General features: G+C 35.3%; 16 protein-coding genes. 8 read left to right on the forward strand and 8 right to left on the reverse strand.

Annotation, left to right across the window (positions count from 1 at the left end; all coding sequences use genetic code 11):
* Nucleotides 1–423: 423 nt before the first annotated feature.
* Nucleotides 424–1,461: a UDP-glucose 4-epimerase GalE gene (gene galE / locus AC13DP_RS21330; RefSeq protein ID WP_483068432.1), complete on the reverse strand. Its 1,038-nt coding sequence runs from the start codon at nt 1,459–1,461 to the stop codon at nt 424–426.
* A 153-nt stretch (nt 1,462–1,614) separates the two neighbouring features.
* On the opposite strand from galE, the gene AC13DP_RS21335 reads away from it, so the two are divergent.
* The 4 genes from AC13DP_RS21335 to AC13DP_RS21350 are packed head-to-tail and all read left to right on the forward strand — an operon-like array spanning nt 1,615 to nt 5,245.
* Nucleotides 1,615–1,899 carry a DUF3817 domain-containing protein gene (locus AC13DP_RS21335; protein ID WP_228250472.1) on the forward strand — a complete coding sequence of 95 codons (285 nt, stop codon included), beginning with the start codon at nt 1,615–1,617 and terminating at the stop codon, nt 1,897–1,899.
* Entirely contained in the window at nt 1,899–3,188 is a 1,290-nt protein-coding gene (locus tag AC13DP_RS21340) for a mechanosensitive ion channel family protein (protein WP_228250473.1), read from the forward strand. Before AC13DP_RS21335 ends, AC13DP_RS21340 begins: the two co-directional genes overlap by 1 nt.
* A gap of 47 nt (nt 3,189–3,235) precedes the next feature.
* Nucleotides 3,236–4,333: an endonuclease/exonuclease/phosphatase family protein gene (locus AC13DP_RS21345; protein ID WP_483068433.1), complete on the forward strand. Its 1,098-nt coding sequence runs from the start codon at nt 3,236–3,238 to the stop codon at nt 4,331–4,333.
* Nucleotides 4,334–5,245 (forward strand): mechanosensitive ion channel family protein, encoded by a 912-nt coding sequence (locus tag AC13DP_RS21350; protein WP_483068434.1) that lies wholly within the window; start codon nt 4,334–4,336, stop codon nt 5,243–5,245.
* 2 nt (nt 5,246–5,247) lie between these two features.
* On the opposite strand, the gene AC13DP_RS21355 is transcribed toward AC13DP_RS21350, so the two are convergent.
* From AC13DP_RS21355 to AC13DP_RS21370, 4 genes are all read right to left on the reverse strand, one after another.
* On the reverse strand, nt 5,248–5,640 hold the full coding sequence (locus AC13DP_RS21355; RefSeq protein WP_228250476.1) for an acyl-CoA thioesterase: 393 nt from the start codon (nt 5,638–5,640) through the stop codon (nt 5,248–5,250).
* 108 nt (nt 5,641–5,748) lie between these two features.
* Nucleotides 5,749–6,159, reverse strand: a complete 411-nt coding sequence (locus AC13DP_RS21360; protein WP_347407211.1) for an NUDIX domain-containing protein — start codon at nt 6,157–6,159, stop codon at nt 5,749–5,751.
* Between the two features lie 4 nt (nt 6,160–6,163).
* A complete protein-coding gene (locus AC13DP_RS21365) occupies nt 6,164–7,045 on the reverse strand; it encodes a DUF72 domain-containing protein (RefSeq protein ID WP_347407212.1) in 882 nt (293 codons plus the stop codon).
* Nucleotides 7,046–7,060: 15 nt separating this feature from the next.
* The gene (locus AC13DP_RS21370; RefSeq protein WP_483068435.1) at nt 7,061–8,419 is read right to left on the reverse strand and encodes an NAD-dependent succinate-semialdehyde dehydrogenase; all 1,359 of its coding nucleotides are present in this window, start codon (nt 8,417–8,419) and stop codon (nt 7,061–7,063) included.
* A gap of 249 nt (nt 8,420–8,668) precedes the next feature.
* On the opposite strand from AC13DP_RS21370, the gene AC13DP_RS21375 reads away from it, so the two are divergent.
* Entirely contained in the window at nt 8,669–9,079 is a 411-nt protein-coding gene (locus AC13DP_RS21375) for a glyoxalase (RefSeq protein ID WP_483068436.1), read from the forward strand.
* Here the strand turns inward: AC13DP_RS21375 and AC13DP_RS21380 are convergent.
* Nucleotides 9,053–9,772 carry a DUF3307 domain-containing protein gene (locus AC13DP_RS21380; RefSeq protein WP_483068437.1) on the reverse strand — a complete coding sequence of 240 codons (720 nt, stop codon included), beginning with the start codon at nt 9,770–9,772 and terminating at the stop codon, nt 9,053–9,055. The genes AC13DP_RS21375 and AC13DP_RS21380 overlap by 27 nt on opposite strands.
* Nucleotides 9,769–10,431: a SatD family protein gene (locus AC13DP_RS21385; protein ID WP_347407216.1), complete on the reverse strand. Its 663-nt coding sequence runs from the start codon at nt 10,429–10,431 to the stop codon at nt 9,769–9,771. The genes AC13DP_RS21380 and AC13DP_RS21385 overlap by 4 nt, the downstream gene beginning before the upstream one ends.
* A 194-nt stretch (nt 10,432–10,625) precedes the next feature.
* Between AC13DP_RS21385 and AC13DP_RS21390 the strand changes: the two genes are divergently transcribed.
* A complete protein-coding gene (locus AC13DP_RS21390) occupies nt 10,626–11,075 on the forward strand; it encodes a transcription elongation factor (RefSeq protein WP_281683344.1) in 450 nt (149 codons plus the stop codon).
* Between the two features lie 3 nt (nt 11,076–11,078).
* On the opposite strand, the gene AC13DP_RS21395 is transcribed toward AC13DP_RS21390, so the two are convergent.
* On the reverse strand, nt 11,079–13,124 hold the full coding sequence (locus AC13DP_RS21395) for an HD family phosphohydrolase (protein ID WP_228250484.1): 2,046 nt from the start codon (nt 13,122–13,124) through the stop codon (nt 11,079–11,081).
* A 115-nt stretch (nt 13,125–13,239) separates the two neighbouring features.
* Between AC13DP_RS21395 and AC13DP_RS21400 the strand changes: the two genes are divergently transcribed.
* Nucleotides 13,240–14,418 carry an acetyl-CoA C-acyltransferase gene (locus AC13DP_RS21400; RefSeq protein ID WP_483068438.1) on the forward strand — a complete coding sequence of 393 codons (1,179 nt, stop codon included), beginning with the start codon at nt 13,240–13,242 and terminating at the stop codon, nt 14,416–14,418.
* A gap of 27 nt (nt 14,419–14,445) precedes the next feature.
* Nucleotides 14,446–15,195: a C40 family peptidase gene (locus tag AC13DP_RS21405; RefSeq protein ID WP_228250486.1), complete on the forward strand. Its 750-nt coding sequence runs from the start codon at nt 14,446–14,448 to the stop codon at nt 15,193–15,195.
* Nucleotides 15,196–15,269: the final 74 nt, after the last annotated feature.

A 15,269-nucleotide genomic window follows, 5' to 3' on the forward strand; every position in this document is an offset into this window, starting at 1 on the left:
ATCATCAAAGATAAAACCAGTCCCAATAAAGAATTTTGGTTTATTTCTAATGAATTTGATCTTCCTGCCCAAGAAATAACACGGTTTTACAGGAGAAGATGGGATATTGAAGTGTTTTCCGGTTCATTAAGCAAGAAGTCCATGTAAGCCATTTGGTTTCCATGAATAAAAATGGTATCGAAGTAATGATTTACATGACATTGATTGTCTCCATGCTTATCCTTATCTATAAAAAACCAAACAATATCGCTTATAAAACAGCCAACACAAGATTTAAAGTGGAACTAAGGAATTTAATTATTGCAATGATAGTGACCTTTTCCGGAGGAGATCCCAACAAATTATTTAAAACTTAAAGTGGCCGGAATTTCTTCCGACCACTAGTGGCTTAAAGCCGGTTTTTTTATATATAAAAGATTCTCATTAATCTAGATCTTCTTTTTCTTTAACTCTCTTCTCCCATTTCCATGCACTTGCTAAAGCGGTATCAAGATCGGTATTGGCTTTCCAGCCTAAAATTTTATTAGCTTTAGTAGTATCGGCATAAGCGGCTATTACGTCTCCTTCCCTACGCGGCGCTATTTTGTAATTCAATTTTTCATCTGTAGCGTTTTCAAAAGAATGGACTACTTCTAAAACCGAACTGCCTTTTCCCGTTCCCAGGTTAAAGACCTCGTATTTTGGCGCTTCTTCATTTTCCAAAAGTCTGGTTAACGCAGCTACATGAGCTTCTGCTAAATCCATTACATGAATATAATCTCTAATACAGGTACCATCTTCAGTTGGATAATCATCTCCAAAAATGGATAACTCATTGCGTTTGCCAATGGCCGTTTGTGTGATAAACGGAACTAGATTTTGAGGAGTTCCGAGAGGTAGCTCTCCTATTTCAGCCGAATAATGCGCTCCAATAGGGTTAAAATATCGCAGAGAAATTGCTTTTAATCCCTCAGCAACTTTGCAGCTATCTATAATAATTTCTTCACCTATTTGTTTGGTATTTCCGTAGGGAGATTCTGCTTTCTTTACAGGAGATTCTTCTTTTATCGGTAACTCATCAGCTTGGCCATACACTGTGCAGGAGCTGCTAAAAATAAAATTCGCTTTGTCTTTTTTACTTAATTCCTGAAGTAGATAGATTAATGAGGCAAGATTGTTTTCGTAATATAATAACGGGTTTTGCACACTCTCACCTACTGCTTTAGAAGCTGCAAAATGAATCACGCCTTCAATATCAGTATATTTTTCAAAAAAATCCTTTACAGCACTTTTCTCTCTAAGATCAAGTTTTTCAAATTCAGGAGTTTTTTCCGTAATCCTGGTTATTCCGGCTAATACGTCGATAGAAGAGTTAGACAAATTGTCTATAATGACAACATCATAACCTTTTTGTTGAAGTGCGACCACGGTATGTGAACCAATAAAACCAAGGCCTCCGGTCACTAATATTTTTCCACTCATAATTTATGGTTGATTAACCTGCAATTTAATGAAACTATAGGAAATAATGAAGCTACTTGGGCATCTTAATTGTAATATAATACAGGGCAATTATCGATGATCTTAAACAAAATTCATTTACAAAGACTTATATTTGTAGTCAAAACTTTTGACATGGATAAAGATAAAGTTATTCGTTTATTTAAGATCATTAGCACCTTAGAGGCCATATCATTTTTAGTCTTATTACTGGTTGCCATGCCGCTCAAATATATTTGGGAAATGCCAGAAATGGTGCGTATGGTAGGAATGGCACATGGGGTATTATTTATTCTATATATCCTGGGCGCCTATTATTTATATGAAATTTTAAATTGGAAACTAAAGCAGCTTTTTATTGTAGTACTGTGTTCAGTTTTACCCTTGGGACCATTTTATGCTGAAAGAAAATATTTATAATGATTCAATTAAATGAAGATATAAAGCAACTATCCTGTTTGCTTGAAGATTTTTTACTGAAAAATGGTGTTAATTATAATATTGCTCATTACGCCAATCTATTGCTTAATATTCTTGTATTAATCCTAATTATTCTTGGAATTAATTATCTTATTAAGCGTTTTGTAATACAAACATTTAAGACTTTTACAGATAAAACAAAAACAACTTTTGATGATTTTTTGATTCAAAGTAACTTTCCGCGGTATGTAGGTCAGATCTTACCTTTAATGGCGCTTTATTATCTGATGCCTATCATTTTCGTGGATTATTCGGCAATACTAGCTATTTTCGATAAACTCTTCGATCTTTATGTAATTATCCTGGTTGTCTGGATATGTAGAAGTATACTAAGAACATCCAAGCACTACCTAAAAACCTTACGTCAATTTAATGATAAACCGGTAGATAGCTATATTCAGGTAGTCATGATTTTGGTTTGGGTCATTGGGCTCATGTTTATTTTTGCTGAAATTACCGGAGAATCTGTTCGCAGTTTCATTATTTCTTTAGGTGCGGCTTCGGCAGTTTTAATTTTAGTATTTAAAGATACCATTCTTGGATTTGTCGCCTCAATTCAGGTTGCCGTTAACGATATTGTTAGAATTGGTGATTGGATTACTTTTGATAAGTATGGGGCAGACGGTAATGTGACCGAAATAAGTCTTGCCACCGTAAGAGTTCAAAACTGGGATAACACTTTTACAACGATTCCTACCTATAGCTTAATTTCAGAATCTTTCCAGAACTGGCGTGGAATGCAGGAATCTCCCGGTCGTAGAATAAAAAGAGCGGTTTATATTAAGCAGAATTCCGTAAAATTTATGACTTCTGAAAATTTGGAAGAACTCAAAAAGGTAGCTCTCATCAAAAAATATATAACTTCAAGACAGGAGGAGATCGATAAATTTAACACCGAAAATAATATTGATAAATCGCTGCCGCTAAACGGAAGAAATCAAACCAACTTAGGGATTTTTAGAAAATATGTTGATTCTTATTTAAATGAGCATTCCGCTATTCATAAAGAACTTTATATCATCGTAAGACATCAGGCCCCTACTGATAAAGGAATTCCAATAGAAATTCTGTGTTTTAGCCGTGATAAAAGATGGGAAAATTTTGAGTATATCACTGCAGATATTTTTGACCATGTGATCGCCGCCATCCCTTATTTTGGATTGCAGTTATTTGAATCACCTTCTGGAGATGATATCACAAAATTATACGGTTTCCAACAAGAGAATTAACCTAACTTAAACATAGCGGCTTAGCTTTTTAGTATAAATTGCTGGATATGAAACTACGCCGCATTTTTCAGATCTTTGGTATTTTTACCATCGTTCTAACTATTTTTCCGTTTGTTGCCGCCGATTACTGGTGGATTCGTGTTTTTGATTTTCCACACGTACAATTAACAGTACTAACAATTGTAGCTTTATTGCTCTATTTTATCAAATTTAATTTTCGATGGATAGAAGATTATGTATTTGTCGTTGTCCTTATAGTATGCATCGTGGTACAGATGGGTAAAATTTATCCGTATACTCCGTTTAGCCCAACCGAAATTGGAGATAGTGGTAACCATAAGAAAAGTATCAAATTGCTCACGGCGAATGTTCTACAAAAAAATAAGGATCACCAATCCATATTAAAAGAAGTAGATCGTTTAGACCCCGATCTTTTGATTCTGGACGAAGCTAATTTAAAGTGGGTTAAAGATATTTCACCCTATCTTTCTAAAATATATCCTTATAAGAAAGAGGTACCTTTAGATAATACGTACGGAAAATTATTTTATTCCAAATTTAAACTTATAGATCCTAAAGTCCATTTTATGGTAGAAGACAGTATTCCGTCCATAGATACCAAATTGCTTTTTGAAGGAGACACCTTACAATTTTATAGTATACATCCAACTCCGCCTATGCCCCAGCATAATCCAAGTTCCTCAGATCGCGATGCTGAAATGATGAAAATCGCACTTAGAACTTATGATGCCAAATATCCGGTGATTGTTATGGGAGATTTTAACGATGTGGCCTGGTCCCAAACGACCAGGATTTTTAGAAAAGTTGGCGGCTTACTGGATTTACGTATTGGCAGGGGCTTTTTTAATACTTTTAGCGCTAATAATATTATTATGCGTTGGCCTTTAGACCATGTTTTTACTACCGAAGAATTTAGAGTTAAGCGTATTGAAGTTGGACATGATATTGGCTCTGACCATTTTCCCGCATTTGCCGAAATCACTTACGAACCTGAAAGAGCACAGGAACAAATACCTGAACCACCCACTGAAAATCAGCTAAAAAATGCCAGAAAGCAAATTAAGGCTGAAAAGGAAGAAGACCAGGAAAAAGCTAAAGAAAAAGCTGAAAAAAATAAAGAATAAATGATTTTTCAAGAACCAAATCAGATAGAGGATATCACCGAGGCAACAAATACCTATTATAACAATTTCATAGAACAATTGCCAGGTATAGGATTCGGACTTTTATTGATTATTCTGGGTGTTTTAATAGGTTCTGCTATAGGTAATTTCCTAACCAAAAAAATTGCAAAGCGAACTCATGATCCATTGATGAGCCGTTTTCTTGGAAAAGCGATTAAATTCGTAATTATTGTAGTTGCGATTATTCTGGGATTAAAAGCAGCCGGTCTTGGTGCCATAGCCACCGGGATTTTTACTGCCGCAGGGGCAAGTGCGTTAATTTTGGGATTTGCATTTAAAGATATTGGAGAGAACTTTATCTCAGGTATAATATTAGCTTTTAACCGACCTTTTAATATTAACGATACTGTAGAAATCGGTGGTAATTTTGGAAAAATAAAGGCTTTAGAATTCAGGTATACCAAATTAAAAACTTTTGACGGTAAAGATGTATATATTCCGAATAGCGACGTTCTTAGAAAACCCGTCACCAATTATACGGAAGACGGATTCTTTCGCTGGGATTTTATAATTGGTATCGCCTATGAAGATAATATTGATGCCGCCAAAAAAGTGGTTATGGAAACGCTTGCAAAGGAGCCCACTGTAATAGCGGATGATTTGCACGAAAATTTTGTAATAGAAGACGAACTAGCAACCAGTACAGTGAACTTAAAAGTTTTCTTTTGGGTAGATACCACCGATTTTAGAAAAATGGCGCTTATCACTAAAGGAAACGTGGTAAGAACCATTAAAGAAGCTTTAGAAGCTCATGGTTTTTATATGCCTGCCGATATACAGGAAATCAAACTTTATGGAGACGAAAAAGAATTTCCCGTACGACTGGCAAAAGACACACTCCATAAGAATTAACTTTATTTATCGGCTAAACGATCTTTTACAAATTCTACTTTTGTTTTTCCGTGAGGTTTTGGTTTTCCGTTTTCATCCAGTGCGACCATTACAATTTTATCTACCATAATAATGGTTTCCCTGGTCATCTTATTTCTCACTTCACATTTTAGCGTTAAAGATGCTGATCCAAACTTTACGACCTCGATACCTATCTCTATAATATCTCCCTCTCTGGCCGAGCTTCTAAAATCGATCTCACTCATATACTTAGTAACCGTTTTAGGATTTTCTAATTGAATGATACTATAAAGTGCACATTCTTCGTCAATCCATTCTAATAAACGACCGCCAAAAAGGGTTTGATTTGGGTTTAAATCCTGTGGTTTAATCCATTTTCTTGTATGAAAATTCATTTTTTGTTTTAAAGTTAAAAAGAAATGAGCTATTATCGGGTAATCCTCAATTCTGAAATATAATGATAATATAGAATTAGTATATAGTTACAACTGGCTTTTATGACATTATAAATATTGATAAGCAATTTTTACAATTTCAGCATGATCAAAAGCTAATTCTGGCAGATTATCAATTTCAAACCATTCCGCTTCGGCAGCATCATCATCGGCATGGAGTTGCTCCTCACCATGAATCAAACTAAGGTAAACTATGGAAATGGTTCGTCCTCTTGGATCCCTTCCCGGTTTTCCAAAAGTGCCTATTTGTTCATTTTTTTCAACAATTAAACCGGTTTCTTCCTGTAATTCTCTTTTCGCAGCCTCGGCCAGTTCCTCGTCCTGCTCTACAAATCCACCAGGTAAAGCCCATAAATCTTTAAAAGGATCATTTTTACGTTTTACCAAAACAATCTTAAATTTATCCTCTATTTTGCATAATATTACATTATCTACGGTTACTGCTATCTCTGCTCTCATCTCGTTATTTTTTTGAAGCTAATGTTTGTGGGATCACGATATCTGTCCCAAATTTTTTATTGAACTTTTCAATAAAATAAGCGGAAAGTAACGGCGAAGCCTCCTCCAGATTTTGGTGCACATAAAAGTATAGTTGCTTTAATCCTTGCTCGTACCACTCTCCTATTCTTTCCAGCCAATCATCTAATCGCGTATAATCTGATGGGTGGTTTGCTCCATTATAGCGTATAAATGCTGTAGCATTAGTTAAACGCATATGAAGCAAATCTCTTCTTCCGGCAGCATCTACAATGACGCTCGCTAAATTATATTTTAGTAATAAATCGTTTAATTGATCCGCTATATGTTGATCATTATACCAATCGGTATGACGCAACTCTACCGCCAGAGGGATTTCTTTTGGCCAGTGCTTAAAAAATGGTTCCAATCGTTCCATCCATTTGGGCATAAAATTATCTGGCATTTGTAAAAAACAGCAGCCCAACTTTTCTTTTAAAGGAAGCATATTCGCAACCACATCGTCTACCAGTCTTTCAGTATCATTTAGACGTTTGATATGGCTAATAATCCTTGGAATTTTAGGAGAAAACTGAAAATCTTCAGCAGCTTTGCCATACCAGGTCTCAAATTGAGCATCCGGAAAAATTCGGTAAAAAGAAGCATTTAATTCAATCGCATTAAACTGTGTCGCATAGTACGAGAGTTCATCTTTCGTTCCTCTTGGGTAAAAATTTTTAAGATCCTGCCTGTTCCATTTAGCACAACCAATTCTTACATTTTCAAATTTGCCCTCTTCATACCTGTTTAATACCTCTTTTGTTTGAGGGTGATCCGGAGGAAGCGTAAAATCTACGCTCCCCGGATCGTCAACCTTTCCAAATTTCATGGATGTGTTTTTAAATTAATATTTATTAAAATATACGGTCTTTCTATTTACAAATTCCTGAATACCATGCGAAGAAAGTTCTCTGCCATATCCAGAGATCTTGGTACCCCCAAAAGGTAACCTGGGATCACTTTTCACCAGCTCGTTTACAAATACAGCTCCATCCTCAAAGGCCGGTACGATCTTCTCTGCAAATGTAAAATCTTCGGTAAAAATAGAAACTCCCAAGCCAAAGTCAGAATAATTTACCAGATCTATTGCTTCCTGATCTTCTTTAAAAGTACTTACCGCCATGGCCGGCCCAAAAGTTTCCTGGTCGAAAACAGGCATTCCTTTTTTGACGTTTGTAATAATGGTTGGCTCATAATAAGCTTTATCTCTTTTTCCTCCCAGCACTATTTTTGCCCCCTGTTTTACAGAATCCTGAATTTGTTTTTCCAGATCTTCAGCAAGATCTTCACGGGCGAGTGTTCCTATAAAGGTATCTTCATCCATAGTATCCCCACTTTTTAACTCTCGTACCTGCTTCACAAATTCCTCCATAAATTCATCTTCTATACTTTCATGAAGTAACAGGCGTTTTCCGGCAATACAGCTTTGACCAGTATTTTGAAATCTTGCCTGTACACATGTTTTAACGGCTTCTGCAATATTAGCATCTTTAAATACCACCAGTGCATTACTCCCCCCAAGTTCTAAAACAGATTTTTTAATTTCACTTCCTGCAGTTGCGGCAACGGCGCTTCCAGCCGGTTTACTTCCGGTTAAGGTTACAGCTTTAACGCGTTTATCTTTTAGAATATCCTCTATTTTACTACTGGATATCACCAAATTTTGAAAACAACCATCGGGAAAACCAGCTCTTTCAAACACCTTTTGGATATTATTTGCCGAACGCATCACATTACTGGCATGTTTTAATAAGCCTATATTCCCGGCCATAAGTGCAGGAGCGGCAAATCTAAATACCTGCCAGAAAGGATAATTCCATGGCATAATAGCTAAAACAATACCTATGGGTTCGTAACTTACATAACTTTTTTGAGCATCGGTTTCGATGATTTCCTTTGCAAGATGATTTTCAGCGTTTTCAGCATAATATTCACAAACCCATGCACATTTTTCTATTTCGGCTAAAGCCTGAGCTATAGGTTTTCCCATCTCCTTAGTGATATCTTCAGCATAGGATTGTTTATTATCGCGTAATTCTTTTGCTGCATTTTTCAAAAGTTTACTTTTTTCTGAAAAACTTACTTTTCGCCAGGTTTTATAGCGATCATCTGCCTTCTTTATAGCATTATTTATTTCCTCTTTAGTGTATTCTTTAAATTCTTCTATGACTTCTCCTGTATAAGGATTTTTTGAAGTGATCATAACATCATTTTTTTGTTCTTATTAAAGGTAATAAGAAGCAAATGGTGAATAGAACGATTAAGAGGATTTTAACTGACTTTATCACTTTTTAAAAATCTTTTCATATAAACTAAAAACTTAAATCATCGAAACGTTGAACATAGCAGAATGGCAAAAAATTTGTTAATTGTTTATAACCGGTTTACAATTAATTTTATTGATATTATAAAGCGTCCTATTTATTGTTAATTTAGAACAAACGCCTTTATTATGAATCCACGTGATTACCAATTACTCCAATTAAGGCCAGAAATCCCATCAGCAAAGATTTCAGAGAACATGAGTTCAGAAGAAAAGTTCCAAAACGGAACGCTTAGGCCCATTGTTAAACTTCAAAATGATTTATTAGTAGAAGCATTCAGGAACTACATTACCAAGCACAAAAATGCGTTTTATGAGCTTGGCCTTCAGAAGCGCATTAGTTATATTGAAAATACTATTCAGCGTGATATTAAATTCCGTAATAGTTTAAAAGGAATGATTATAGGCCAGTTTACCATTGAAGAATACCGTACATATATTGAAAATTCTTCTGCCTTAAATAAACGAATGATGAATTTGGTAAAGCAGAGAATACAAGATAATATACAACTTTTAGAACGCGATATGGCGTACTACTAGTCCTATAATTATCGTGATTGAGAAACTCATAAGTGTCCCGATAAGCACATATTCTGTTTGTTTACGGGCACTTGCTTCGTTTTTATCGGCAAAGCGTAATATTGACTTGGCCGCGATTAAAAATCCTATTGCCGAGAAGTTATCGGTTAAGATAAAAGTTAGTACTAAAATACGTTCAAAAATACCTATATAGCGTCCTGCTGCTTTTAAGCTCAGGGGTTCTTTTGTATTTTTTAAAATCTCATCATGCCATTTCTCAGTGGCTTTTCCTATAATAAATCCAACCGGAAAAATAATCAGTAAGTAAGCTATTAGTATGGATAAAAATGAATAAGAATCCAATAACTGAATAAGTCTGGGGCCAATTTGTTCGAAACTAGAACTAAGGTATAAGCAGGCGATGATAATTACTAAAACATGTAGTAATTGATCCAATAAAAAATATTTAAGATTGTCTTTTTTTTGGTTCAGTTTCCAAAGATCAATAACAAAGTGGGTAATGCTAATAAAAACAGGAACAAGAATTTGATCCCAATCCCTTAAAAGTAAATACGATAAAAACCCTGCTAAAAAAGCATGAAGATAAAGGAAAATAGATTTCGATTTTTTCTTTTGCTTCTGTTTTACCCATTTTGAGGTTTGAAAAACAAAATCAGTAAGAACATGCGCTAAAAAAAGTTGTAGAAATATCATAGATTTCCTTTAAAAGTTGCTGAAATTTTTTCATCAAAACGCTTTAATAATCCTGAAATGGGATCCCATCCTGCTGTTTTTTTTCGCTGATTTACAGCACTTTGACTTATCCCTACAATCTGTGCTATTTCTTTTTCTTTGAAGCCCTGAAGCAGATAGTAAATCACTTCGGCTGAGGCGGTACTCCAACGATCTGTAATAAAATCGAAAAGGGCTAAACTGGCATCAAATTCGGCATTGATATCCATATTTGGTGTTTTTAACATCATTTTTCTAGAACCCGCTTTCATTTTATCTAAAGTCCTGCCCGAAAATTGAAAAGCTTCCCCATTACTTTCGGAAATTTCCTCCCGTTTTAAATCAAAACTACCAATTCCTATCGCTAGTTTCAAATCGGCTTTAATAATATTCGACTTCTGGTTCGATTCAAGTTTATTTAGGGCTGTTTTCAATAAAAAAGAGCATAACAGTGATTTTTCAGGCCTATTAATAATTCCCTGAAGGCTATCACCCCGATAAATACTGAAATTGCTTTTCTTTTCCTCTAATTTTTCTTCAAAGTAATCAAACTGCAATTGTAGCGTTTCGATAACCTGCTCTAAAAATTTAGGCTTATAGGTTGAAGAATCAATTAAGTCGGCGGTTAATACTGCGATCATATTCCAAATATAAAAAATATAAGTCAAATATCTAATTTTTGTAAAAAATAAGTCTTAAAGCTTATAAATAATAATTATAAGTATTTAAGCTTATACAATGTCAATACAAACATAATTGCATACTAAACTTTTACTAATTCTTATTAAAGGGAAAAACAGATACTTATTTTTAGGTAATAACTAAAAAAACAAATATGAAAACGAATAAGAAAGAGTTATTTCTAAAATGTATAGATGCGATTAACGATAAAATCGATCAATATCAAACTCGAATGGATGAAATTAAAGAATCCATGGAAAACAATGATATTAAGACCGATTACGATGAAGACAACAAAGGGGAAATGCTAAGTGATTTTGAAAAAAACGCAGGCTATTTAAGTGAAGCGCAAGAGCAAAAAGAAGATCTTAGTAAAATAGACCCTGACTATAAAAATGAAAGAATTGGTTTTGGTAGTGTAGTAGAAACCAATAAGAATTACTACTTCGTTTCTATAGCACTTGGAGAAATAAGTATGGAAAATGGAAGCAAAATCTTTGCAATTTCCACAAAGGCTCCAATTTATAAAGCACTAGAAGGAAAAACAACAGGAGACACCTTTACATTTAACGACGAGGAACATAAAATTACCGGAATAGAATAAAATTTACTCCGGGTATTCAATTCTTAAGTGATAAATATTCTTCAGTTTACGCTTAAGAATTTTCTTTATCATCTGGATTTCTTTGAATGTAATATTTGCATTTAAAAACTGGCCTTCTTCCATCTGTTTATTGATAATTTTCTCAACAAAACCATCAATGAGTATGGAAGTAGGCTCTTTTAAACTTTTACTTGCCGCTTCTACACTATCACACATCATTAGGATAGCTGTTTCTTTACTAAAAGGAATAGGTCCGGGATATTTATAATCATCTGGATCTACATCATCATCGTCCTCCTTAGCCTTCATATAGAAATAATAGACTGTACTTGTCCCATGGTGTGTACGAATAAAATCGATCACCCGGTCTGGCAAATTATTTTTACGGGCAATTTCTATTCCTCGAATCACATGATCAATGATAATTTCAGCACTTTCCTTTGGGGCAAGATCATCGTGAGAATTAACCGATGAAACCTGATTTTCGGTAAAATACGTTGGATTTTCCATTTTCCCGATGTCATGATATAACGCGCCTACCCTAACCAACATGGCATTTGCATTAATTTCGTTAGCTGCAGCTTCAGCAAGATTAGCTACGTTTAAGGAGTGGTGAAAAGTTCCCGGTGCTTTTTCTGACAGTTCTTTTAGTAAAGAGCTGTTAGTATCAGAAAGTTCTAAAAGTGACATATCTGAAACCATTCCGAAAATTTTCTCATAAATATAGATAAGCGGCTGAACAAACAACGTGGCGAGGCCACCTAATAAAAACGTCAAGAAAACTTCGGATTTTATATCGTCGATAGTTCCTTCCTGAATAATGGTAAAAGCAAAATACGAAATAATATAAACCAGCGTAATCTGCCCTACAGAAATAAATAGATTTGCTCTTTTATATAATTCAGATATCGTTAAAATCGTGACAATACCCGCAATGATTTGGAGAAACATATATTCATAGCTATTAGGTACTATAAAACCTAAAAGCAATACGGTGATCACATGCGTAAACATTCCTAAACGCGCATCAAAAAATGCTTTTAAACTAAGCGGAAGAATACATAAAGGCACCACATATACATAATTCACATCAAAATTCACCACTAAGGTGGTTAACATCACCATAAAGATAATGTTAAAGAATATAAATGTAACCTTCACGTTATTTTCGAAAATCGCCGGTCTGTATTTCTGAATAAAAAGCAACAGCATTAATAAAGCCATAGCTACCAGTGCACTATAGCCTACAATAATCCAGCTATAGTTCGATTTACTCCATACCTGAGATTCATATTCAGCCTTTAAAGAACGTAAGATATCATACTTATTTCCTTCTACAACTTCACCTTTGGCAATTACCCTGCTGCCCTGTTCTATATTCCCACGAGTGTAAGATATATTATCGAGCTTACTTTGCAGTACACGCTCGGTAAACTCATTATCGTAAAACATATTTGGTGAGATACTGTTAAAGAATATTTCCAACAGCTCATTGCTAAACCTATCCAGATTAGCATCGTAGATTTTCTGGTTAATATAATCTCTAATCTCCCCTTGTTTAAAAACATTTTTATAAGGAATCTCAAAAGCTTCATTTCCTTTTCTAAGGTAGATAAGATCCCCAGGTTCCATGCGGTCGTTTTCCTGAGCTAAGCCATAGCGATAAATTTCGTCGAGTCTGGAAGTAACAAAATTGGTAATAAGCCCCCGGTAATTCCCCAGGATACTATCGCTAAAAACTTCATTAATTTCCTCTAACGCACGGTTTTTTACACGATCAGCTATTTCCTGATCATATTCATAATAAGGAATATTATGAGCGGCAATTTCTTCGCGTTCCAGCTTTAGCTCCTCATCAGATTTTAAAATCGCAAAATCGAATGGGGCATATAAACTCTCATGCTGCCATGGTTTTCCCTTTGGAATTTCATATTTGAATTTCCCTCCTTTGGGCAGTAAATAAACAATTAAAACTGCCGTTAGTATGAATAAGAAAACTTTGTAAAAAAGCGCCTGATTTTTGTATAGCTTGTTTACGAAATCCACCATATAAGTCGAAGTATTCGTCAAATGTACTAAAAAATAGTGGTCATTAAATAGGTCTTGCCAAGTTCCTTATAAAATCACTAAATTCGCAAAACAGGAATAGCTAAATTACATAATTATGAATAATGAAGTAGTAATTGTAAGCGCTGCAAGAACACCAATAGGAAGTTTTTTAGGCAGCTTATCAGATATACCAGCCACGAAATTGGGATCTATTGCCATAAAAGGGGCCTTAGATCGAATAAACCTAAAACCTGAATTAGTAGAGGAAGTACTCATGGGGAATGTGGTGCAGGCAGGCAATGGCCAGGCTCCAGCCAGACAGGCCGCTTTAGGAGCAGGAATACCAAGCAGTGTGCCCTGTACGACCATTAATAAAGTTTGTGCTAGCGGAATGAAGTCTGTGATGCAGGCAGCCCAATCTATCATGCTGGGAGATGCGAGTATCATTGTGGCTGGAGGAATGGAAAATATGAGTATGATTCCGCACTATCTTCATCTTCGTAAAGGACAAAAATTTGGACCTGCAAATATGGAAGACGGAATGCAAAAAGATGGCCTTGTAGATGCATACGATAAAAATGCGATGGGAGTTTGTGCGGATCTTTGTGCTAATGAGTATGAGTTTTCAAGAGAAGATCAGGATAACTTTGCGATAAAGTCATATGAACGTTCCGCTGCAGCCTGGGCTGCCGGGAAATTTAACGAAGAAGTCGTTCCCGTTGAAGTACCACAACGAAGAGGTGAGCCGGTTATTTTTAAGGAGGATGAAGAGTACAAAAATGTACGTATGGACAAAATCAGAAGCCTACGACCTGCTTTTTCCAAAGATGGAACCGTAACCGCAGCTAATGCCTCTACTATTAATGATGGTGCGGGAGCCGTAGTTTTAATGAGTAAAGCAAAAGCACAGGAATTGGGATTGGAAATTCTTTGCACTATTAAGGGTTTTGCGGACGCTGCACAAGAACCAAAATGGTTTACCACCGCACCTGCAAAAGCATTACCAAAAGCTTTAGCAAAGGCTGGAGTATCGCAAGATGAAATAGATTACTTTGAATTTAATGAAGCATTCTCTGTAGTTGGACTGGCGAATATGAAAATATTGGGATTGTCTGATGAAAAAACCAATGTTAACGGTGGTGCTGTTTCTTTAGGACATCCTCTTGGATGTAGTGGTGTTAGAATTTTAATTACTTTAATTAATGTTCTTAAACAAAACAATGCTAAATTGGGCGCCGCTGCCATTTGCAATGGCGGAGGCGGTGCATCTGCCATGGTAATTGAAAGAAATTAATCCTTAAATTAGAAATATACGTCTTTGATGCAATACGGTATTTGCCCTCTAAGCATTGTGCCACTTCGCTTTGCCCCATCTAATGAAAGCGAAATGATTTCACAACTTCTTTATGGAGAACACTTTAAAATACTTGAAGAACGTGCAAAATGGAGTAAAATTCGTGTTGCTTTTGATGCTTTTGAAGCCTGGGTTCAGAATAAACAAATCAAAAAGATAGAAGAGATTGTTTATGAAGATTTGGACACTCAGGCTCCAGAATTATCGGCTGATTTAATTGAATTTATCATTGATACAAATCAGCAACTCACCCCTGTTCCCATGGGGGCATCTTTAAATGCAAATGCTTATTTAAATCATAAATTCGATGGTCATAGCGTAAGCGGTGTACTGCCAAAAGCACATATCATTCAATCTGCTTTATTTTATCAGAATAGTCCGCATTTATGGGGTGGCAGGTCTCCTTTAGGTATCGACTGCAGTGGTTTTACCCAGATGGTCTATAAATTAAATGGGTATAGACTGAAAAGAAATGCCGCCGAACAGGCAAAACAGGGGGAAGCCTTAAGCTTTATAGAAGAAAGTGAAGCCGGTGATTTAGCTTTTTTTGACGATAATGAAGGCATAATTAACCATGTTGGTATTATGATGCAGGATAATTATATCATTCATGTTGATGAAAAAGTTAGAATAGATAGAATCGATCATTCGGGGATATTTAATACAGAATTACGCAGGCACACCCATAAATTAAGAGTTATTAAAAAGATCATTTAAATTATTATAATGCTATCGAATATTTGTAAAATCAAAAAAGCCCCAAAATTGGGGCTTTTTTGATTGTTATCTCT

It is taken from the genome of Zunongwangia sp. L-65, assembly GCF_056859415.1.